Here is a 21388-nt window from a genome sequence, read left to right as displayed (position 1 = left end):
TTTTTCTTCGGAAAATGGCTATTTACTCATGTTTTTTGCGGGTCAAGAGGTCAAAAATCCTCTTGCAAGCGAGCTTGCATCGGCTTTTTGACCTTTTGACTCTGGTATCATTAAAAAGATTCTTAATATGATTTTACCAGAAAAAATATCCCCGGATTAAACCGGGGATGAATTGCATGTTTCGGGGGATGAATTATAACTGGGGCAGTAAAATTTCAGTGGTAAAGGCGCCATCTTCACTGTTTCGGCTGATATATCCATCAGAACGCTTTACTATATCATCAATACGGATCAGCCCCAGACCATGACCATCACCTTTTGTACTTTTAAAAAGATTTCCCTGTTTTTTCAACTTCTTTCCCGCTGTAAAATTAGTGAAAGAAATGTATAACTGCGTGTTTTTCATGTCCATATAAATGCGGATCAGTCGTTTTTCTTTGGGAAGCTGCAGGCTGGCTTCTATGGCATTGTCAAATAAATTTCCGATGATACAGCAAAGATCAATTTCAGAGGAATTCAGCTTAACCGGAATGTCAGCATCTGCAATTACCTGAATATCTTTGGACCGTGCCAGTGATATTTTAGAATTTAAAATAGCATCTGTCATGGCATTTCCGGTTTTTATCACAGTATCTACTGTGGTAAGATCCTTGTCAAGAAGATCGAGATAATGTCTGATTGCGTCCCAGTCTTCTGTGGCTGCATAAGCCTTCATTGTTTGAATATGATTACGATAATCATGGCGCCAGCCTCGCATCTGGCGGTACATATTATCAACTTCCTGATAGTGAGTTTCAACCAGTTCCTTCTGATATGCAGCCATTTTTTTATCTGCTTTTTTCGAAAATAAATGCATTTCAATCTCCCAAATCAGTCCATATTAATGATTGCCCGGTTAACCTTCTCATAAGCGCCGTGTGGAAGGGGGATTATACTTCCATCCTGTAAATAAATCTCTTTTTTTGTGACCCGGCTGATTTTTTTCAGATTTATCAAAGCAGAACGTCCCGCTCTGAAAAAATGAGAATCCAGCTTTTTTTCCAATTCGCTTAAGGTCATTTTCAGGGTGATAGTCTGTTGACTGTGAATCGTAATATAATTGCTGTTTACCTCTGCATAATTGATCTGACAGATTGGCAGACGAATCATCTCACCCTGACTGATTATGTTAAGAACCTTCTCATTTTTGATAAGCTTCGTGACTGCACGGTCAAGAACTGTAAAGAACTTCTCTTCTTGTAGAGGCTTCATCAGATAGTGAAGGGCATCTACTTCATATCCGTCAGAAATATAGTCTGCGTATCCGGTGATGAATATAATTTGTACGGTATGATTATCCTGCCGCAGCTTCCTTGCCATGGTAACACCATCCATAGCGCCCATTTCTATATCAAGGAGAAGGATGTCAAAATCTTTTTTCTCGGCATAATGAAACAAAAAATTTTCGGCTGATGTAAATTCTGAAATCTGTATATGATAACTGTTATGACTGCCCCATATTTCGCACAGAGAAGAAAGATAATTTCTGTCTGTGGCAAGGTCATCACAAATTGCAATTTTATATGTTTGACACAATTTTTTAATCCTCCATTTTACAGAAGTATAGCACGTATGCGGGAAACATGTCCAGATTCTTCACGAAGAGAATTGTAAACCAAAAATAAATAATAGGTTGACAATTGTAACGTAACTGTGTTAGATTGTATCTGACAAAAATAATATTTACTCGAGGAGGAGAATATGAGTACCGTAACCGCAACAAAGACAAAAACATACGACCTGGCATACATAGCTATTTTCGCCGTACTGATCGCAATCTGTTCCTGGATTTCCATTCCGATGACAGTGCCGTTTACATTACAGACATTTGGTGTATTTATGGCTGTTGGTGTGCTTGGTGGAAAGAGAGGCAGCCTGGCTGTACTGGTTTACATTTTACTTGGAGTTATTGGTGTTCCCGTATTTGCAGGATTTTCAGGAGGACTTGGTATTCTTCTTAACAATACCGGCGGTTACATCATCGGATTTCTTTTCTCCGCCCTGGTAATGTGGGCAATGGAATCCCTCTGGGGCAAAAAGCCTGTTATTCAGATTCTTTCCATGGTAGTCGGCCTGATCGTCTGCTATGCAATGGGAACTATCTGGTTTATGGTTGTATACACACGTACAACAGGAGCTGTTGGAATTGGAACCGTACTGGGCTGGTGCGTAATTCCATTTATCATTCCTGATCTTGTGAAGATTGCTTTGGCATTTGTTTTGTCCAGAAGGGTACGCAAGCTTGTACCAATGCAGTAAAAAAGAACGTCAGACATATCCCATTCGCCCTCATCACGGGATGTGCCTGGCGTTTTTTATCGGAAACGGCTACAGCACTGGATTTACAGCCCATATGCAGGAAATGCTGGAGCTTTTTACAAAAGGGGCAGATGTTTGGCTCACAGTAAAAACTGACGAAATCTGCTCAGCCTGTCCAAACAATAGCCAGGGAATCTGCGAGGCAGCCGAGAAGGTGAAAAGATATGACAATGCAGTGCTGGCAGAATGCGGCTTAAAAGAAGGTCAGAAACTTGCATTCCCGGAATTTACCGAAGCAGTACAGAAAAAAATCATTGAAACGGGAAAAAGAACGAAAATCTGCGGCGATTGCCAGTGGAACCGGATCTGCCAGGAACAGCCGAGTCGGTGGAGTAAATAAAGCAGCTCTCGCGGAAAAATACAGAGAACCGGATATCCAGCACTTTGCGGAATCCGGTTCTTTGTGTTTTAAAGATTATTTATTTGACTTTAGCTTTTTTATTAAGTCCCCGTTTCTTAAGGATCTGGTTATAAAGAACTTTCTGCTTTTTCGGAACTTTTACAGTAGCTTTTGGACTTGTATTTTTGAATGCGTTTTTGCCGATGTTCTTTAATGTAAGCCGGCTGGATTTGATGGTAATGGAAGTAAGTTTTTTGCAGCCGTAGAATGAATTTTTACCTATTCTTACAATATTCTGACCAATTACCACTTTTTTCAGCTTACGGTTATTTTTGAAAGCATTGGTGGAAATTTCAGTTACTTTGTAGGTGGCACCTTTTATTTTTATTGTAGTTGGAATGGTGACACTGGTTTTTACTTTATTTCCAATAAAGGCAACTGTCTGGCTGGAAGAACGGCTGCTTGTAACTTTGTATATGTTTCCAGTTTTTTTATCTGTAATTTTTGTTCCAACTGAAACGGATGGAGTCGGTGTTACAGTTGGGGCAGAAGTGATTGCCGGTGTTGGTGTGGCTGTTGGAACCGGAGTCACGGTTGGCATTGGAAGCTTGGCAATTGTCTCAGTTCTCGTTACACCACAAACAGTACAGGTGTATGTTTTTACGCCTTCTTCTGCAATTGTTGCAGGTTTGGTGATTACGCCGTTATTCCAGGTGTGCTTGCCGGAAGCAGGAATTTCAGTTATATCTTTTTTGCTGTCACATCGTGTGCAGTGATGGCTCTTGCTGCCGACTGTTTCGCAGGCAGCAGCGGTATCGATAGTCCAGTCGGAACTGTAGTTGTGACCCAGAGCTGCGACTGCCTCAGTCCTTGTTTTGCCACAGGCATTGCAGGTAAAGGTTTTTACACCCTCATCAGTACAGGTAGGCTCAGTGGTAATTGCACCATCATTCCAGGAATGACCGGAAGCAGGAATTTCAGTTACATCTTTTTTGCTGTCACATCGTGTGCAGTGATGGCTCTTGCTGCCGACTGTTTCGCAGGCAGCAGCGGTATCGATAGTCCAGTCGGAACTGTAATCGTGACCTAATGCAGCAATTTCTTCTGTTTTAGTCTCGCTGCAGATTGTGCAGGTGTATTGTTTTACGCCAGTTTTAGTGCAGGTGGGGGGTGTGGTTATTTTTCCATCGTCCCAGTGATTTTCACAATTATGTACTTTGACAGCAGCTGTCTGGTGCGCGGTCAGACCGTAAAGAGAAGCACTAATTGTAGTATCGCCTTCAGAAATTCCAGTTATGGAACCCGAAAGGGTAGCGACTGTCGAATCAGCAATTGTTAGATCTGGGGTATCAGTCACAAAAACAAATCTGGAACCCCAGTGTCCGAAAACGGAAATCGTTGGATCTGATACGGAAATGGAAGTGCTTTCACCTGTTTTTAAAGAATACTCATCTTTGTCAAAAGTAATATTAAAATTAGAAATTTTTGATGTTGCAACTGGAATTGTAAGGGTAGTTTCTGTGTTGTCTGCACTTACAGGGGTGGTATTAACTTTATCTCTGTATGCAAAATTTTCCACCCAATAGTGAAAGCCATTGTAGTATACATGACCGATTCCGACACAGTTGAATTTAGAATTAAGCATATTTCGTCTGTGTCCCTGACCGGCGTAAAGCTCGTTATCTTCCCTCCAGCCGTCGTTGACACTGTCAGCAGTTCCATATCCCGCAGCTATATTTTCGCCTGCATAAGTATAATATACTGAATTTTCATAAAAGGCGGAGAAGGTGTCTTTGTTATTTGGACGTGTATGGGAATAAATAATTGCAATTTCAGCGGCCCTTTGCATAGCTGTTTTTTCCAGATCGTAATCATACTGCAATGGCTGCAGATTTGTGCAATATGTTTTGGTTGTATCGTCTTGCTTCCAATACCATGCGTCTGTGCTGCTTGTACGCATTTCATTGATCATATTCAGAATTGTTCGTGCTTCTGTCTGTCCATATTGTACAGAAATGCTTACTGGCGTTGTGGCAGTTTCCGCCTTTACTTTAAAAGGAACCGCCAGAAACAGAAGCATGGCAAAACAAAACCATAAATGATACAAATTTCTTTTTCTTTTCATGTTCATCCTCCTGGTGCTTTTATGGTATTTTGCTTTTGTGTTAGAGCTTGTTTCAACAAACTCTGGGAGAGGAAAATCCTCTCTGCCCGATAAAGATATTTTAGCACAAAAAATAAATATTTCTATATCTAAATAGTTAAAATAGAATATAGCTTTCGAAAAAAGAAGAAAATTTAAACATAAAAAACACCGAAACCCTTGATTTTTCAAGAATTTCGGCGCCCCTGCCAAGTAGTCGAAGTGACGGGATTCGAACCCACGACCTCTGCGTCCCGAACGCAGCGCTCTACCAAACTGAGCCACACTTCGTCAACTGCAAGTGATATTATACATAGAATATACTGGCTTGTCAACAGAAAAATTGAAAAAATTCAAAAAATTTCAAAAAGAATTGAAATTAACCAGGTCTTATTTGGGGAGAGGCAATTAAATTAATTCATTTGAACAGATGTTCCAAGTGAAACAGAATGCGTTTTTATGAATGAAAATTCTGTTTTTCATATACATTAATGAGTGAGATGCATAAAAAGGGGAGGGCGTCAGTTGGTGGGATATCGGCGTTTTATCGCATATGTATATGAATACCGAAAAGGGAAAAAGGAAGATAATTGTGGCTTTATGAAGGTGGAAGTGAGAAATCACATGTGTACAATTGAACCACATCTTCAGGTAGGAAACCTGGCAGCAGGAGAAGTGTGCAAAGTATATGGATTTGTGCGAAAAGAGGGACTGATGAATGGAATTTTGCTGGGCAGCTGCAAAACGGAGGCAAATAGAATCGAATGTCTGGTGGAAACAGACGGAATGGATATGGGGGGCTCGGGAATTCCTCTGGAAAAAATGGGAGGTATGATTTTGCTTACAGAATCGGGAGGCTTTTTTGGAACAGAGTGGGATGACCGGACAATCCGCCCGGAGAATTTTAAGGAAAGTATAATAAAGAAAGAAGAAACTGGTACCGTATGTGAAATAATAAAAGAGAAAGCAGAAGAAAAGCTGGAGAATGAAAGCAAGCCGGAAACAGATTCCACACCTGATTTAGATGACAGGCATGAAGTGGAGGATGTGGTGGAACAAATGCAGGATGATCTGCTGGAAGCAGAAGAAATGATAAGTGATGAACCACAAGCAAAAGATGAGCCAACCGTGGGGGGAATATGGGAAGCAGAGCAAAAAATTACCTGTAGAGTAAATACAAAACAAGAGGAAAAGGAGAAAACCATAGCACTCCCATTTGGTCAGCCCTTCTGCCCGTTCCAAGACAGCGATCTGAACCAGTGCTGGAAAATTACACCCCAGGATCTGGTCCATTTTCCAAGAAGACAATGCGCCCTTCGCAACAACCGTTTTTTGCAATACGGATACTACAATTTCGGACATCTCCTTCTGTGCCACAGATCAAATGGCCGGTACATACTTGGTGTACCCGGAAGCTACGACCAGCAGGAACAGTTTATGGCAGGCATGTTCGGCTTTTCCTGCTTCAAAGAAAGCAACTGTATCAAGGTGAAAAAAGGCAGGGGAGGGTACTGGTACCGTGCGATTGATCCACCTGCCGGTTGTTAAAATTGACATCCCTGTGCGAACTGCCTATAATAAAGCTATTGCCGCTGCGGCGCCTGAAATGAAAATGACAGCGCAGCGGCAAAAATGCCGAGATTCACCATAAAGTAGTAGAAAGTAAAGGTAAAAAATGCTTACAGATCAGGAACGTTATATGAAAGAGGCAATTCGCCAGGCAAAGAAAGCCCGGGCATTGGAAGAGGTGCCAATTGGCTGTGTGATCGTTTGCAACGGGCAGATCATTGCAAGAGGCTATAATCGGAGAAACACGGACAAGAATACCCTTTCTCACGCAGAATTGAACGCGATTAAAAAGGCAAGCAAAAAATTAGGAGACTGGAGACTGGAAGGCTGCACGATGTATGTAACCTTAGAGCCTTGCCAGATGTGCGCCGGAGCGCTTATGCAGTCCAGAATTGACCGTGTGGTTATCGGCAGCATGAATCCAAAAGCAGGATGTGCCGGTTCTGTGCTGAATCTTTTGGAAATGGATGGCTTTAACCACAAGGTAGAAGTAATCCGCGGTGTTCTTCAGGAAGAGTGTTCCATCATGCTTTCCGATTTTTTTCGCGAGCTTCGGGAAAAGAAGAAAATGCTGAAAAAATCTTTGGCAGAGCAGGTTGGAAAATCAGAAAATTAGTGGTATGATAAAAAACAAAGCAAAAAATACATCAAGTCGTCTGAAATGCCACAGGATGAAAGAATTATGATTTGATGGAACGTTGTGGAACATTATGTAAACAACCACATAGAAAATGACAGGAGGAAAATACAATGGAACTTGAAGCATTGAGAAAAGACATGGTAGCTGCCATGAAAGCAAAGGATAAAGTAACAAAGGATGCAGTCTCTTCCCTGATTTCCGCAGTGAAGAAGGTGGCAATCGACGAAGGCTGCCGTGACGATATCAGTGGCGAACTGGTTGACCGTGTTATCCTGAAAGAGCTGAAATCTGTGAAAGAGCAGATCGACACCTGTCCGGAATCCAGACAGGATCTGAAAGATGAATATCAGGCAAGATATGATGTGATTGCGAAATACGCTCCAAAGCTGATGGACGCTTCTGAGATCAAGGCTTACCTTACAGAGAAACATGCAGACCTGATCGCTTCTGGAAACAAAGGACAGATCATGAAGACTATTATGCCAGAGCTGAAGGGCAAGGCTGACGGCAAGGTGATCAATCAGGTCGTAGCGGAGCTGTGCAAATGATTTTTCACAGCTTGCATTCAAAATAGAATAGCAAACTAAAAATAGGACACATATTGTAAAAATGGCGTGAACAACACATTCACAGCCCTGATACAATATGTGTCTTTTTGTTTGCCTGGGGCGTACCGCGCCAGAGCCTGTTTGAAAAAGCATTCCAGTAATTTGCTCTCCCCATTTTGCAGAAATCTATTTTAATACAAAAAAAAGAACGCCCTCATCCGACGTTCAACAATCATCTTATTTCGCGCGCCGCACCTCGGAATGGTCTCACAGACGTTACCTCTACAGTTAACTCAGCCCAGGCACCCTCACGGCACACAGGAGATTCTACTTAGTGCTGCTACATTCCTGTCCTGACACGGTTCATAGAGTCCTGTTGCGTAAGACCCAAACGTCAACGCCACTTATAAAGGGCAGCTCCACAAGATACAAGCCTCAGATTGGCATCACCCCTGCTGTAGCGGATTGCAGGTACAGGGCACCGCTATCTCCCCGGCTGCGCGGAATTTAATTATAAAGGAAGACTGTGGATTTGTCAAGCCACTGCTGCAAAACAGCAAAAAAATTTAATGTATTGTCAAGCCGGCGTTACTGTTCACTGGTAACATTCCGCGAGGTGTTTTTTGTGAACAAAGTTCACAGAAAACCCGAGAATTGCGGCGCGAAATCATGCGAATGCATGATTTCTGTGCATCGCGAAGCGCGTTACTGGTCACGGAGTGAACAGTAACAAGCCGGCTCCAGAAATATCTGGTTGCAAATTACTTGTTGTGTCAGAACGGGAAATATTATATAATATAAACAAACTTGCCCCGCGATTTTTACGCTGCCCAGACGTAACAGAACAGCGGTCACTGCTCACTTTGTGATCAGTAACGAACAGAGCTCGCGGATCAAATTTCAAAATGTAGTTTTTACTGGAGCGCGTAGCTTGCTGGAATGATTTTTGAAACACGCTCTAGAGACACAGAAATGGAGGGTACTATGATTAAAAGAATCGGCTTATTAACAAGCGGCGGTGACTGCCAGGCACTGAATGCCACCATGCGGGGAGTTGTAAAAGGGCTTACAAACAGCATTGATGACCTGGAAGTTTACGGATTTGATGATGGATATAAGGGACTGATCTACGGCAAATACCGTATGCTTACATCCAAGGATTTTTCCGGAATCCTTACACAGGGCGGAACTATTCTTGGAACATCCAGACAGCCGTTTAAGCTTATGCGCGTACCGGATGCCAATGGACTGGACAAGGTAGAGGCTATGAAGCAGACTTATTACAAGCTTTGTCTTGACTGTCTTGTAATCCTCGGAGGAAACGGAACCCAGAAAACAGCCAACCTCTTAAGAGAAGAAGGTCTGAATATCATCCATCTGCCTAAGACCATCGACAATGATATCTGGGGTACAGATATGACATTCGGGTTCCAGAGTGCAGTAAATATTGCAACAAACGCTATCGACTGCATTCATACAACAGCAGCATCCCATGGCCGTGTATTTATCGTAGAAGTTATGGGACACAAGGTAGGAAGCCTTACTCTGCACGCAGGAATTGCCGGCGGAGCAGATATTATCCTGATTCCGGAAATCCCATACGACATTGAGAAAGTAGTTGCAGCTATCCAGAAGAGATCTAAAGCTGGCAAGCGTTTCACCATTCTTGCAGTGGCAGAAGGCGCCATTTCCAAAGAGGATGCCCTTCTTTCCAAGAAAGATTACAAGAAAAAGCTGGAAGACCGCGCGAAGAAGTATCCTTCCGTATCCTATGAAATTGCAGACAAGATTACCCAGAAGCTTGGTTCTGAGGTACGCATTACAGTTCCGGGACATACACAGCGAGGTGGGGCACCATGTGCATATGATCGTGTGCTTTCCACAAGAATCGGAGCAGGAGCAGCAGAGGCTATTCTGGACGGAGAATATGGCATCATGATCGGTATTGTAAATGGCAAAATCAAGAGAGTACCTCTTGAAGAATGTGCCGGCAAGCTGAAAATGGTTTCTCCGAAAGACCAGACCGTTAAGGCTGCAAAGCAGATCGGAATCAGCTTCGGCGATTGATTCCCTGCTGTTAGAAAGGAGTTTCCATAAATGAGCTATACTGCTCTATACCGGAAGTTCAGACCGGATAATTTTGACGATGTCAAGGGACAGGATCACATTGTAACTACCCTGACCAATCAGATCAAGCATAACCGTATTGGTCACGCGTATCTGTTTTGCGGCACCCGAGGAACCGGTAAGACTACCGTTGCAAAAATACTGGCAAAAGCAGTAAACTGCCAGCATCCGGTAAATGGAAGTCCCTGTGGTGAATGTGACATGTGTAAGGCGATACAGGCTGGCACCTCCATGAACGTGATCGAGATCGATGCAGCGTCCAATAACGGCGTTGACAATATCCGTGAGATCCGTGAGGAGGTGGCCTATCGTCCTACTGAAGGAAACTATAAGGTATACATTATCGACGAGGTTCACATGCTTTCGACAGGAGCGTTTAATGCTCTTCTGAAAACACTGGAGGAACCTCCGTCTTATGTTATCTTCATTCTTGCCACCACAGAGGCCTACAAGATACCGATCACTATTTTGTCCAGATGTCAGCGATACGATTTTCACCGCATCACTATTGATACCATTGCGGCAAGGCTGGATGAACTTCTGAAAATCGAAGGCGTAGAGGCAGAAGAAAAAGCCGTCCGTTATGTGGCAAAAGCCGGAGACGGTTCCATGCGAGATGCACTAAGCCTTCTGGATCAGTGCATTGCCTTTTATCTGGGGCAGACACTGACTTATGACAAAGTCCTGGAGGTTCTGGGAGCTGTGGATACGGAAGTGTTCAGCAAGCTTTTGCGAAAAGTGCTCCAGGGAGATGTGACAGGTGCGATACGCACTCTTGAGGATTTGATCATAGGCGGAAGAGAGCTTGGACAGTTTGTGGGAGATTTTACCTGGTACATGCGTAATCTCCTTCTGGTAAAAACTCCGAGAATCCGGAGGAAGCCATTGATGTATCATCTGAGAATCTGAAACTTCTAAGAGAAGAAAGTGAGATGGTGGATGTAGAGACGCTGATGCGCTACATCCGTATTTTTCTGACCTGTCCAGTCAGATACGCTATTCCACCCAGAAGCGTGTTTTGGTGGAGATTGCCCTGATCAAACTGTGCCGTCCGGCGATGGAGACCAATCTGGATTCTGTCCTGGATCGTCTTCGTGTTCTGGAACAGCGCATGGACGAGCGGCCTGTTCAACAGGTATTTGTTCAGCCGGGAGCCACTGGCAACGCCGGAAGTACAGGAATCGGATCGTATGGCAGTGCAGAAGCCATGGCAGCAGCACCTGAGAAGGCAGCACCCGAGGATCTGCAGAAGATTGTAGCCAGCTGGAAGGTGATCGTAGGTCAGACCAGCGGTATTTTCAAACAGATGCTCCAGAAGTCTATTCCCAAATACAATGGCCAGACCGGTGAACCGGTTCTCTACATTGAATTCCAGGATTTCCTTGGAAAAACCTATGTAGATAATCCGGAAGCAGAGGAAGAACTGAAGAATATCATCCTGGCCCAGACTGCAAGAGTGTAGAACTTAAGATGGTGGTGGCAAAAGAACACAACCATACCAATCTTGCCAAGGTTACTGTAGATCAGGCTCTCCGGGAGAATATCCATATGGATGTTGTTGTGGAGGAAGATCCTGACGATGCAGAAGAATAAGAGTGTTGCTGTTTGATTTTTGTGCAGCAACATAAGAGTTGCCGTGAAAGCGACGAACGAGAAGTAAATTAATAATATTTGCAGAAAATGTGAATATTGTTATGAAAAATGATTTTTGCTGCCGCAAATGTTATAGAGCCTGTTTGAAAAATCAGAAATGCGGAATCCAGCATGAAATCAGAACAGTTAAAGGAGGACTTTGTAATGGCAAAGCGTGGAGGATTTCCAGGCATGGGTATGCCAGGAAACATGAATAACCTTATGAAGCAGGCGCAGAAAATGCAGCGCCAGATGGAAGAGAACCAGAAAGCTCTCGAGGAGAAAGAGTTTACTGCAGCAGCCGGCGGCGGAGCTGTAGAAGTAACTATCTCAGGTAAGAGAGAAGTGACCAAGGTGAAGCTTGCAGAGGAAGTTGTAGATCCGGATGACATCGAGATGCTTGAAGATCTTATTGTTGCAGCAACTAATGAAGCACTTCGCAAGGTTGAGCAGGAGAACCAGGCTGTAATGTCCAAACTTACAGGAGGTCTGGGAGGACTTGGCGGGGGTCTTCCATTCTGATGGAATACTACAGCAGTCATATCAATAAACTGATTGAGCAGTTTTCCCATCTTCCGGGAATCGGGGCAAAGTCTGCCCAGCGCCTGGCTTTTCATATTATGAATATGCCAAAGGAACAGGTGCAGCAGCTTACCAATGCCATCACCGATGCCCGGATGAACGTACAGTACTGTAAGTGCTGCTACACCCTTACGGATAAAGAAATGTGCCCAATCTGCAGCAATCCCAAAAGAGATCACAGTACGATTATGGTAGTGGAGAACACCAGGGATCTTGCTGCTTATGAAAAAACCGGTAAATTTGATGGAGTTTATCATGTACTTCACGGCGCAATATCCCCTATGCTGGGAATTGGTCCGGATGATATCAAGCTGAAAGAGCTGATCATGCGACTTCAGGGAGATGTAAAAGAAGTGATCATTGCCACCAACTCCAGTCTGGAGGGAGAGACTACAGCAATGTATATCAGTAAGCTGATCAAGCCCACCGGGATCAAGGTCAGCCGTATTGCCAGTGGTGTGCCAGTAGGCGGTGACCTGGAATACATTGATGAGGTTACCCTGCTTCGGGCACTGGAGGGCAGGGTAGAACTGTAAGATGGCAGGAGGTGATTTTTGTGGCACGCAAAAAAGTGACTTCATCAGATGTGGCAGAGAAAGCGGGAGTTTCCCAGGCAACGGTTTCCATGGTTCTGAACCATAAGTACAATGTTTCTTTTTCCCGAGAAACAGTGGAAAAAGTGGAAAGCGCGGCCAGAGAACTGGGCTATCAGCTTCCGGGCCACAAAAATAAAAAAGAGAACAAAAAGGAAAAAATGATTGTTGTCTTTTGCCCAACTATTACCAGCCCTTACTATGTGATGCTCCTTCAGGGAATCGAGGCGGTAGCCAACGAGCGTGGCTACGGAGTTTTCATCTGCAATACCCAGCGTGATGCCAGGCTGGAAGAGAAGTATCTGCGCATGATACGCGCCATGGCACCCCAGGGGATCATTTATGCCTGCAATCCCCACCCGGACTATATCAGCCAGGTAGAAGAGATGGCAAGAAGCATTCCGCTGGTCATCATTAGCAACAAAGAAAAAATCAGTACAGTAGATGCTATTAATCAGGACAACACAGAAGTGGGACGACTTATGGCGAGGCATCTGCTGGATCTGGGACATCGGGATGTGGCCTTTATTACGCCGCCGCTTACCAGAAGACAGTGGCAGCGTTCCAAACGAGTGGATGGTTTTGTCCGTGAGTTTGAGAAGGCTGGGCTTTCCGGACATGTGATCATCCGGGCTGCTGACGAATCCGTTGACCGTCGCAATCCTAAGACGGATTCCGAGTATTCTATGGGCTATGCCCTGACCAGGTCTCTTCTGGAGGATGGCAGCAGATTTACTGCCATTGCCGGACAGAATGACATGATGGCCATTGGTGCTGTGGATGCTCTTCAGGATGCCCGTCTGAGAGTGCCGAAGGATGTATCTGTGATCGGCTGCGACAATATTTTTTATTCCGGAATTCGCAGAGTGTCACTGACTACCATTGATCACTTCGTTGATCTGAAGGGCAGGGATGCCTGTGACATTATCATCCGGAAAATCGATACAGGCATCCGTTTCGGGGAAGGCATCCGTCCCACAAGTGTATATAATATTGAGTATAATCCCAAGATTATTGTGCGAAAAACCACCGGTTATGCACGTATGGATAAACCGGATCCCATAAACGAAAAATCCGAAGAAAATAAGTTTAAATAAATAATTTACTGGAAATTATTAGTAATAATTTAAAAAAAACATCTGGTAAAATTGCTGGAAAAACTGATTGATACAGTAGAAAATTGATTGATACCATACTAACAAACTATAGAATGATTAATAATAGATGAAATTATTAATTGAAATTTTATTAATAATTTGCTCTCTGCCTTGACCTGTAAATGAAGTCTGCTATAATGAAAGCATATGAACAGTGCAAGACAAAGGAAGCGCTGCAACGCTCTAGTCTAATTCATTTAGGAGGAAGAAATCATGAAATTTTTTATTGACACAGCAAAAGTAGAAGATATTAAGGCAGCTAACGATATGGGAATTATCTGTGGCGTAACTACAAATCCATCCCTGATCGCGAAAGAGGGAAGAGATTTCAATGAAGTAATCAAAGAGATCACAGAGATCGTCGATGGACCGATCAGCGGCGAGGTTAAAGCTACTACAACAGATGCAGAGGGAATGATCCGTGAGGGACGCGAGATTGCCAAAATCCATCCGAACATGGTTGTAAAAATTCCTATGACATGCGAAGGTCTGAAAGCAGTTAAAGTTCTTTCAAAAGAAGGTATCAAGACAAATGTAACTCTGATCTTCAGCGCTAACCAGGCACTTCTTGCAGCAAGAGCTGGTGCTACATATGTATCTCCATTCCTTGGAAGACTGGATGATATCTCTACAGACGGTGTTGAGCTCATTCGCCAGATCGCTGATATGTTTGCAGTTGCAGGCATCGATACCGAGATCATCGCAGCAAGTGTACGTCATCCAATGCATGTAACACAGTGCGCACTTGCAGGTGCTGATATCGCTACTGTACCATTTAAAGTACTTGAGCAGATGACTCATCATCCGCTGACAGACGCTGGTATTGTTAAATTCCAGAATGATTACAAGGCTGTATTTGGAGAATAATTAACCGAGAAATTATTTTACGTAAGAATTCAATCCGGTTGTGATTCGCACATCATGATATCAAGGGAAATAATAAGGAGAATTGAAAATGGAGAATTTAGAGCTTCAGAAAGTTGCCAACGAAGTCCGCAAAGACATCGTAACAGCACTGCATGCTGCTAAAGCTGGTCATCCAGGCGGATCTTTATCAGCAGCAGATTTGTTTACTTATCTTTATTTTGAGGAAATGAATATTGATCCTAAGGATCCGAAGAAAGCAGATCGCGACCGTTTTGTCCTTTCCAAAGGTCATACTGCACCAGGTCTGTATTCTGTACTGGCTGAGAGGGGTTATTTCCCGAAAGAGGATCTGGTGACACTTCGTCATCTCGGATCTTACCTTCAGGGACATCCGGATATGAAGCATATTCCTGGCGTCGATATGTCCAGCGGTTCCCTTGGACAGGGAATCTCTGCAGCGGTTGGAATGGCACTTTCTGCAAAATTATCAAATGACAGCTATCGTGTATACACACTTCTTGGAGACGGCGAGATCCAGGAGGGTCAGGTATGGGAAGCTGCAATGTTTGCAGGAGCAAGGAAACTGGACAATCTTGTAGTGATCGTTGATAACAATGGTCTTCAGATCGATGGTAAAGTTGAGGACGTATGCTCCCCATACCCGATCGATAAGAAATTCGAAGCATTCAATTTCCATGTAATAAATGTAGCTGATGGAAATGACATGGCGCAGCTGCGCGCTGCTTTTGACGAGGCAAAGACTGTGAAAGGAATGCCGACTGCGATCGTTATGAAAACAGTAAAAGGCAAAGGGGTATCTTTCATGGAGAACCAGGTTGGCTGGCATGGAAAAGCTCCGAACGATGAAGAGTACGCACAGGCTATGGCAGATTTGGAAAAGGTAGGTGAAGCATTATGTCAGAAGTAAAGAAGATTGCCACCAGAGCAAGTTATGGTAACGCTCTCGTAGAACTTGGAAAAAAACATGATGATCTGGTTGTTCTGGACGCTGACCTTGCTGCAGCTACACAGACCGGAATCTTTAAGAAAGCATTCCCGGAGCGTCATATCGACTGCGGTATTGCAGAGTGCAACATGATGGGAATTGCTGCCGGAATCGCAACAACTGGAAAAGTGCCTTTTGCAAGTACTTTCGCTATGTTTGCAGCAGGACGTGCCTTTGAGCAGGTTCGCAACTCTGTTGGATATCCGAAGCTGAATGTTAAGATTGGTGCTACCCACGGCGGAATTTCCGTTGGTGAGGATGGTGCTACACACCAGTGCTGCGAGGATTTTGCACTTATGCGTACAATTCCGGGAATGATTGTTGCATGCCCGTCTGATGATATTGAAGCAAAAGCAATGGTAGAGGCAGCTTATGAGCATGTGGGCCCTGTTTACATGAGATTTGGCCGTCTTGCTGTTCCGGTTATCAATGATAACCCGGATTATAAATTTGAGCTTGGCAAAGGTATTGTTCTCCGTGAGGGAAAAGACCTTACCATTATTGCAAACGGACTTTGCGTAGCTCCGTCTCTGGAAGCAGCTGCGAAACTGGCTGAAGAAGGAATCGAAGCAAAGGTTATTAACATCCACACCATCAAACCTCTCGATGAGGAACTTGTTGTAGCAGCTGCCAAAGAAACAGGCAAAGTTGTTACTGTTGAAGAGCATTCCATCATCGGCGGCCTTGGTGGTGCTGTATGCGAGTGCCTTGCTGAGAAAGCGCCTGTACCGGTTAAACGTATTGGTATCAATGATGTTTACGGAGAGTCTGGCCCGGCCGTTGCTCTTCTTGAGAAATACGGCCTTGATGCAGCCGGTATCTACAAACAGATCAAAGCATTTATCTAATTGACTGTGCCTTTCCTGTATGGTGTTGGCACCGGCAGGCGCTATGTCTGTTTTTGCAGAAGACCTTTTGGAAATTCAAAAAAGTGATATGCTAAATAAGTATACGGCAAATGGAAGTGAAAGCTTCTGTTTGCCGTATTGTTATATAAAATTTCCAAGAATCCCCTGTGCAATGGTGTCAGCCAGCGTGATCACAGTGGACAGTCTTGTTGTCTGTAAAGTCAGATATTCCAGAATTCCTGCAATATTTACAATTCCAGTAATATAAATATCCCCACAGGCGGCAGATCTTTCTGAACAGCCGCACCTGGGTAAAGAGAACCGTTTCCGATTGTCACATAGCCCAAATGTCTTTCATCGCCTAGAGACGCGTCTATAGCGATTACAAGGGCAAACGGATGGCTCTTTGAAATAAAGTCCGTTATATCGGACAGATTGACGGCGTGAACCGGTTGATTTAATGTACCGTAAACAAAAATTCCCGGAAGCTGATGCTGACTTAAACGATAGCCCACATAAGGTCCCAGACAGTCTCCGGTTACCCGGTCACTTCCAATGCACAAAAACACAATTTCAGTCCAGTCCCGTTTATGACGCTTAATACATTTTCCCAGAAGCCGTGCAATTTCTCTGGAAGAATCTGGTTTTTGGGTATTTACATAAAAAGGCATAAAAGTTCTCCTGCTTTAAAAATTTCATAAATAAGCAAACTTGCCCGATTACTTATGAACGATAATTTGCAGCTGCAGCTGTCTGATATAATCCATCTTATCCTATATCTGGAAAAAATATGCACCTGGCTGAGTACAAAAAAACATATCGAAATCTATATGCTGCACTTTACGTGACATTCTGCCGGAATTCAATTGCAGCAGTTCGCTGTACCCTTCATCCCGACAAATATTTCCTTTGCAAAAACTGTCGCAAAATTCTGTGAAACAGGTCTTATATTCCGCTAAAATCTGCATTTCTCATGTGATATTCTCATACCCGAAGGGGTGATGTGACTATGATAGAAGTTATCTACAAAGAAGAGAAACAGGAGGCGAAAAATGGGGAAAATCTTTTTAATCTGCCGAGAAACATACGTCAGGTAGGACTGACAACCGGAAATATGCGTATTTATATTGAAGATTACGTATACACATTTCTGACAAGGCTTGCCAGGAATGCGGTCGGTTCCGGAAAAGAACAAGGCTGTGTAGCTGTTTTTACAGGCGAAACAAAATGGAACAATGGTATAACCTATCTTTTCATCCGGGGAGCTTTGATGGTGGAAGATATGGAAGCTGCATCAGATCATATTGATTTCTCTGAAAAAATATGGGCAAAAATACAGGAAGACCAGGCAAAATATTTTCCGGGACAGGAAATAACAGGCTGGTTTTTTTCGCGCCCTCAGATGTATATGGAAACAGACGAATTGCTGACCCGAATCCATCTTCGGTATTTTGGCGGTGAAAAAGTGCTTATGCTTATGGAACCTGCAGAAAAAGAAGAAGCTTTCTTCTTCTTTGAAAATGGCCTTATGGTCCGGCAGCGGGGATATTACATTTATTATGAGAAAAATCCGCTGATGCAGGAGTACATGATTGAAAAAAATAAAGATTTTGCGCCGGAATTTACAGAAAATGTGTCTGACGAGGCGGTTGTATCTTTTCGGAAAATCATCCGGAACAAGAAAACAAAGAAAGCAGAAAAGACAGAGGAAAAGCCCCAGGAGGAAATGGAGCGTACCTCTGTTTTTTCATATGCAGCAACGGCCTGTCTGGTACTTGCTGTATTAGCTGTAGGTGCGGGCTTTTACAGAAATTACGGTGGCTTGCCGGTGCAGCCTGAAGATGATTATGCAGTGACTGTTATGTCAGGAAAAACAGAGGAAGATGCATCAGAAGAAAAGCAGGCAGAAAATGACACGAATCAGATACAGGATGTTTCCAAACAGGAGAAAAGTCCGGAAGAGCAGTTGGAAAGAAATGCTTCGGTGACTCCCAAAATAACGCAGGAAGCCGCCGATACAGAAATAAGTGATGAAACCGGGAATAGCTGGCAGGACAGCGAATCTGATTTTGCAAATGAGGCGGAAGCAGCAGAACAGACAGAAACTGAGGAGCCGGCAGAAACGGTGGATCAGACGGAAACTTTTTCCCAGGAAGCTGATGAACGGAAAATAAAGAAACAGAGCACCAACGCAGAAGAACAGACGGATTCCAGTGCACAGACCTCATCTGACGGCATATACGAAACTTATGTGATCAAACCAGGCGATACTTTATACCAGATCAGTATTTCCCATTATGGAAATATGGATGCCATCCCGGAAATCTGCCGCCTGAATAATCTGGAAGAAAACCAGGTGATTTATCCGGGGCAAATGATTGTATTACCTTGACCGGATGTGGTATAATCGAAAAAATAGAAAATACAAGGCAAGGTTAAATTATGGCAAACACATTCAAAAATATCAAAAAGAAACTGCGGCGGAAACGACTTCTGGCCGAGAAACGCCATCTGGAAAAAGCCCAGGCCGGAGCCGGTGGGAATGAAGCTGCGAGAAGAAAAATCAAAGCTGCTTTGCGAAGAAAGAAAGCTGTGCTGAAACCGGTTGCCGTGATACTGATTGCTGTATTTGTGGTCTTGGCAGGCTTTCTTTTTCTGGAAAAAAGAACTTACCGAAACTATAAAGTACAGGTGACCAGTGAGCAGGAGGATACTGTTTCCACCCAGTACACCTATCTGTCAGGTAAGATTCTGCGTTATAGTTCCGACGAGGTATCTCTGGTAAACAACAAGCTGGAAACTGTATGGTCCCAGACATATGACATGCAGAATCCTGTGGCAGATGTTTGCGGTGACTGTGCCGTGATTGCTGATAAAGATGGTACATCCATGGTTTTTCTTGACAAAAATGGAATTACCGGGACTGTATCTACTTCTTACAGTATTGTGAAGGCAAAAGTTTCCAAAACCGGAATGGCAGCGGCAATTCTGGATGGCGGCGACCACACCTGGATCAATTTTTACAATTTAGATGGAAGTCTTGTGGCAGAAAATCAGACTAATATTCAGGATCCTGGATATCCTATGGATGTGGCACTGGCAGATAATGGCGTTGTGATGATGGTGGCATATCAGTTTGTGGACAGCAGCGAGACCACCAGTTACATAGCTTTTTATAATTTCGGAGAAGTTGGACAGAATGAAGACGACCGTATTGTAAGCGGATACACATATGATGGAGTTGTGGTTCCGCAGATTCAGTATCTTGGCAGCAATGCGGTTGCACTTCGGGATGATGGATTTACCATATATTCCGGGCGCCAGATTCCTAAAGAACTGAAAACAGTCCAGGTTGAGCAGGAGATTATCAGTACTTTTTATGATGAAAACAACATTGGTCTGGTATTTAAAAATGACAGCAAAGACAAACAGTATACCATGCAGGTATATTCTTCTGCTGGCAAACTGAAATTTAGCAAGGATTTTAATATTCCATATACCACTATCAGAATGAGTGATGATTATATTGTTATGTACAACAGTTCCCAGCTTTGCGTGTTGAATAGCAACGGTTCCGAGAAATATTTTGGAAGTGTGGATGGAACAGTGAAAGACTTTTTCAAATTGGGGTGGAATAAGTATTTGCTTGTTATGGATACTGGTGTAAATGTGATAAAACTCAGTTAAGGAGAATGAAATGGACATAAGCTGGACTTGGCTTGGCATTGTGGTGCTTGCACTGATTATTTTTGCATGCGCTTCCGGATTTCGCAGAGGCTTTGTAAAAGAAATCGTATCTGCTTTTTTATGATCATATCCTTTCTCCTTGTATGGGTGATTAATCCATATGTAAATACATTTGTGAGAGAGTATACACCTGTTTATAATATTGTTCAGAGTAACTGCCAGGAACTGGTCATGGAACAGACAGGCAGCCAGAAAGCTCTGGATAAAGAAGAACAGACGCAGATAATGGAAAAAATGGAACTTCCGGACATATTGAAAACTTCTCTTATGGAAAATAATACTGCAGAGACATACCGCTATCTTGCAGTCAGTACGTTTGCGGAATATATAGCAGATTCGCTGGCTGTCATGATCGTAAATGGAATATCATTTCTTTTATCCTTTATAATTTCTGCAATCGTGATCAGACTGTTGAGTTATATACTGAATGTTCTGACAAATCTTCCTGTGATAAAGGGCGTGAATAAAATTGCCGGAGGTGTAGTGGGTGGTGCAAAGTGCATAATCTTTATCTGGATCGGGTTTCTGATCCTGACGCTGCTCTGTGATACCACGATTGGAAAACAGGGAATGGCTCTTGTTGAGCAGGATACAGTACTGAATTTCCTGTATAATCAGAATATATTTGTGAAAGTGTTTATGAGTGTTTTCTACGGAAATTGAGCACAAATGTCAAATAATGTAAAAAAATCAAAAAAATTGAAAAAAGGGGTTGACGAATGGCAACTCTGATGATATACTGAATCTCGCTTCTGAGGAAGCGGGATTTCATTTTGAAAAACTTCAAAAGTTTTTTAAAAGAAATTAAAAAAAGTTGTTGACAAACGAAAATGCTTGTGGTAATATAAACAAGCTGTCGGACAGACAACGACAGATAAACAACCTTGATAACTAAACAGTGAAACACATACGATTCTCGAAAATTCTTAACGAATCATCATTCGAATGAATGAACTTTTTATAACAGTAATGACGAGAGATAACTAAGCTAGTTGGTTGTCTTGAGTACATCAAACACTTTATCAGAGAGTTTGATCCTGGCTCAGGATGAACGCTGGCGGCGTGCTTAACACATGCAAGTCGAACGGGAAACATTTTATTGAAGCTTCGGCAGATTTAGCTTGTTTCTAGTGGCGGACGGGTGAGTAACGCGTGGGTAACCTGCCTTATACTGGGGGATAACAGCCAGAAATGACTGCTAATACCGCATAAGCGCACAGAACCGCATGGT

The 21388-nt window shown here is 43.3% G+C and carries 19 protein-coding genes, 1 tRNA gene, 1 rRNA gene, 1 other RNA gene and 1 pseudogene; 17 read left to right on the top strand and 6 right to left on the bottom strand.

Annotation, left to right across the window (positions count from 1 at the left end; genetic code table 11):
* Window positions 1-193 precede the first annotated feature (193 nt).
* Together DW904_RS02815 and DW904_RS02810 are read right to left on the bottom strand one after the other, a co-directional pair.
* Complete coding sequence (locus DW904_RS02815) at window positions 194-823, bottom strand: GHKL domain-containing protein (protein WP_243110275.1); 630 nt, start codon at window positions 821-823, stop codon at window positions 194-196.
* 47 nt (window positions 824-870) lie between these two features.
* On the bottom strand, window positions 871-1575 hold the full coding sequence (locus tag DW904_RS02810) for a LytTR family DNA-binding domain-containing protein (RefSeq protein ID WP_118577976.1): 705 nt from the start codon (window positions 1573-1575) through the stop codon (window positions 871-873).
* A 165-nt stretch (window positions 1576-1740) separates the two neighbouring features.
* On the opposite strand from DW904_RS02810, the gene DW904_RS02805 reads away from it, so the two are divergent.
* Both DW904_RS02805 and DW904_RS02800 read left to right on the top strand, forming a co-directional pair.
* Entirely contained in the window at window positions 1741-2298 is a 558-nt protein-coding gene (locus tag DW904_RS02805; RefSeq protein WP_118577975.1) for a biotin transporter BioY, read from the top strand.
* Window positions 2282-2698, top strand: coding sequence for a DUF1284 domain-containing protein (locus DW904_RS02800; RefSeq protein ID WP_243110274.1), 417 nt, complete (start codon window positions 2282-2284; stop codon window positions 2696-2698). Before DW904_RS02805 ends, DW904_RS02800 begins: the two co-directional genes overlap by 17 nt.
* Window positions 2699-2777: 79 nt before the next feature.
* On the opposite strand, the gene DW904_RS02795 is transcribed toward DW904_RS02800, so the two are convergent.
* Together DW904_RS02795 and DW904_RS02790 are read right to left on the bottom strand one after the other, a co-directional pair.
* Complete coding sequence (locus tag DW904_RS02795) at window positions 2778-4823, bottom strand: leucine-rich repeat protein (protein ID WP_202187656.1); 2046 nt, start codon at window positions 4821-4823, stop codon at window positions 2778-2780.
* Window positions 4824-5058: 235 nt separating this feature from the next.
* Window positions 5059-5132: transfer RNA gene (locus DW904_RS02790), tRNA-Pro, on the bottom strand.
* Window positions 5133-5369: 237 nt separating this feature from the next.
* Here DW904_RS02790 and DW904_RS02785 point away from each other — a divergent pair.
* From DW904_RS02785 to DW904_RS02775, 3 genes are all read left to right on the top strand, one after another.
* Entirely contained in the window at window positions 5370-6389 is a 1020-nt protein-coding gene (locus tag DW904_RS02785) for a DUF6128 domain-containing protein (RefSeq protein WP_243110284.1), read from the top strand.
* Between the two features lie 127 nt (window positions 6390-6516).
* Window positions 6517-7026 (top strand): tRNA adenosine(34) deaminase TadA, encoded by a 510-nt coding sequence (gene tadA, locus DW904_RS02780; protein ID WP_118577972.1) that lies wholly within the window; start codon window positions 6517-6519, stop codon window positions 7024-7026.
* A gap of 134 nt (window positions 7027-7160) precedes the next feature.
* Window positions 7161-7598: a GatB/YqeY domain-containing protein gene (locus DW904_RS02775; RefSeq protein WP_118577971.1), complete on the top strand. Its 438-nt coding sequence runs from the start codon at window positions 7161-7163 to the stop codon at window positions 7596-7598.
* A 242-nt stretch (window positions 7599-7840) separates the two neighbouring features.
* Here DW904_RS02775 and ffs read toward each other — a convergent pair.
* Window positions 7841-8102, bottom strand: an RNA gene (gene ffs / locus DW904_RS02770) — signal recognition particle sRNA large type.
* 483 nt (window positions 8103-8585) lie between these two features.
* On the opposite strand from ffs, the gene DW904_RS02765 reads away from it, so the two are divergent.
* The 8 genes and pseudogenes from DW904_RS02765 (at window position 8586) to DW904_RS02730 (ending at window position 16410) form a co-directional block, all read left to right on the top strand.
* Window positions 8586-9665: an ATP-dependent 6-phosphofructokinase gene (locus DW904_RS02765; RefSeq protein WP_334284973.1), complete on the top strand. Its 1080-nt coding sequence runs from the start codon at window positions 8586-8588 to the stop codon at window positions 9663-9665.
* A gap of 30 nt (window positions 9666-9695) precedes the next feature.
* Window positions 9696-11318: pseudogene (gene dnaX / locus DW904_RS02760) on the top strand (DNA polymerase III subunit gamma/tau).
* Between the two features lie 204 nt (window positions 11319-11522).
* Window positions 11523-11879, top strand: coding sequence for a YbaB/EbfC family nucleoid-associated protein (locus tag DW904_RS02755; protein WP_021924790.1), 357 nt, complete (start codon window positions 11523-11525; stop codon window positions 11877-11879).
* Complete coding sequence (gene recR / locus DW904_RS02750; protein WP_118577969.1) at window positions 11879-12475, top strand: recombination mediator RecR; 597 nt, start codon at window positions 11879-11881, stop codon at window positions 12473-12475. Before DW904_RS02755 ends, recR begins: the two co-directional genes overlap by 1 nt.
* Before the next feature lie 20 nt (window positions 12476-12495).
* Window positions 12496-13629, top strand: coding sequence for a LacI family DNA-binding transcriptional regulator (locus DW904_RS02745; RefSeq protein ID WP_118577968.1), 1134 nt, complete (start codon window positions 12496-12498; stop codon window positions 13627-13629).
* 273 nt (window positions 13630-13902) lie between these two features.
* Window positions 13903-14556, top strand: a complete 654-nt coding sequence (gene fsa / locus DW904_RS02740) for a fructose-6-phosphate aldolase (protein WP_021924793.1) — start codon at window positions 13903-13905, stop codon at window positions 14554-14556.
* Window positions 14557-14644: 88 nt separating this feature from the next.
* Window positions 14645-15484 (top strand): transketolase, encoded by an 840-nt coding sequence (locus DW904_RS02735; protein ID WP_118577967.1) that lies wholly within the window; start codon window positions 14645-14647, stop codon window positions 15482-15484.
* The gene (locus DW904_RS02730) at window positions 15472-16410 is read left to right on the top strand and encodes a transketolase family protein (RefSeq protein WP_118577966.1); all 939 of its coding nucleotides are present in this window, start codon (window positions 15472-15474) and stop codon (window positions 16408-16410) included. The genes DW904_RS02735 and DW904_RS02730 overlap by 13 nt, the downstream gene beginning before the upstream one ends.
* A 248-nt stretch (window positions 16411-16658) precedes the next feature.
* Here DW904_RS02730 and yyaC read toward each other — a convergent pair whose 3' ends face one another.
* On the bottom strand, window positions 16659-17081 hold the full coding sequence (gene yyaC / locus DW904_RS02725) for a spore protease YyaC (protein ID WP_243110273.1): 423 nt from the start codon (window positions 17079-17081) through the stop codon (window positions 16659-16661).
* A gap of 338 nt (window positions 17082-17419) precedes the next feature.
* Between yyaC and DW904_RS02715 the strand changes: the two genes are divergently transcribed.
* From DW904_RS02715 to DW904_RS02700, 4 genes are all read left to right on the top strand, one after another.
* Window positions 17420-18802 carry a LysM peptidoglycan-binding domain-containing protein gene (locus DW904_RS02715; RefSeq protein WP_118577964.1) on the top strand — a complete coding sequence of 461 codons (1383 nt, stop codon included), beginning with the start codon at window positions 17420-17422 and terminating at the stop codon, window positions 18800-18802.
* A 50-nt stretch (window positions 18803-18852) separates the two neighbouring features.
* The gene (locus tag DW904_RS02710) at window positions 18853-20097 is read left to right on the top strand and encodes a DUF5711 family protein (protein ID WP_118577963.1); all 1245 of its coding nucleotides are present in this window, start codon (window positions 18853-18855) and stop codon (window positions 20095-20097) included.
* 174 nt (window positions 20098-20271) lie between these two features.
* Window positions 20272-20820, top strand: a complete 549-nt coding sequence (locus DW904_RS02705; protein ID WP_202187655.1) for a CvpA family protein — start codon at window positions 20272-20274, stop codon at window positions 20818-20820.
* Window positions 20821-21176: 356 nt separating this feature from the next.
* Window positions 21177-21388, top strand: a 16S ribosomal RNA gene (locus DW904_RS02700); the annotation flags it as partial.

This window comes from Ruminococcus sp. AM42-11 (assembly GCF_003480145.1).
Lineage (GTDB): Bacteria > Bacillota > Clostridia > Lachnospirales > Lachnospiraceae > Blautia_A > Blautia_A faecis.
The sequence above is the reverse complement of the archived record's forward strand: the minus strand, read 5'-3'. Positions and strand labels throughout refer to the sequence as shown.

Excerpts from the sequence above, each read along its gene's own strand:
- DW904_RS02815 (WP_243110275.1), bottom strand. The coding sequence starts at position 823 with ATGGCTGCATATCAGAAGGAACTGGTTGAAACTCACTATCAGGAAGTT.
- DW904_RS02805 (WP_118577975.1), top strand. The coding sequence starts at position 1,741 with ATGAGTACCGTAACCGCAACAAAGACAAAAACATACGACCTGGCATAC.
- DW904_RS02795 (WP_202187656.1), bottom strand. The coding sequence starts at position 4,823 with ATGAAAAGAAAAAGAAATTTGTATCATTTATGGTTTTGTTTTGCCATG.
- tadA (WP_118577972.1), top strand. The coding sequence starts at position 6,517 with ATGCTTACAGATCAGGAACGTTATATGAAAGAGGCAATTCGCCAGGCA.
- DW904_RS02775 (WP_118577971.1), top strand. The coding sequence starts at position 7,161 with ATGGAACTTGAAGCATTGAGAAAAGACATGGTAGCTGCCATGAAAGCA.
- DW904_RS02755 (WP_021924790.1), top strand. The coding sequence starts at position 11,523 with ATGGCAAAGCGTGGAGGATTTCCAGGCATGGGTATGCCAGGAAACATG.
- recR (WP_118577969.1), top strand. The coding sequence starts at position 11,879 with ATGGAATACTACAGCAGTCATATCAATAAACTGATTGAGCAGTTTTCC.
- fsa (WP_021924793.1), top strand. The coding sequence starts at position 13,903 with ATGAAATTTTTTATTGACACAGCAAAAGTAGAAGATATTAAGGCAGCT.
- DW904_RS02735 (WP_118577967.1), top strand. The coding sequence starts at position 14,645 with ATGGAGAATTTAGAGCTTCAGAAAGTTGCCAACGAAGTCCGCAAAGAC.
- DW904_RS02730 (WP_118577966.1), top strand. The coding sequence starts at position 15,472 with ATGTCAGAAGTAAAGAAGATTGCCACCAGAGCAAGTTATGGTAACGCT.
- yyaC (WP_243110273.1), bottom strand. The coding sequence starts at position 17,081 with ATGCCTTTTTATGTAAATACCCAAAAACCAGATTCTTCCAGAGAAATT.
- DW904_RS02715 (WP_118577964.1), top strand. The coding sequence starts at position 17,420 with ATGATAGAAGTTATCTACAAAGAAGAGAAACAGGAGGCGAAAAATGGG.
- DW904_RS02710 (WP_118577963.1), top strand. The coding sequence starts at position 18,853 with ATGGCAAACACATTCAAAAATATCAAAAAGAAACTGCGGCGGAAACGA.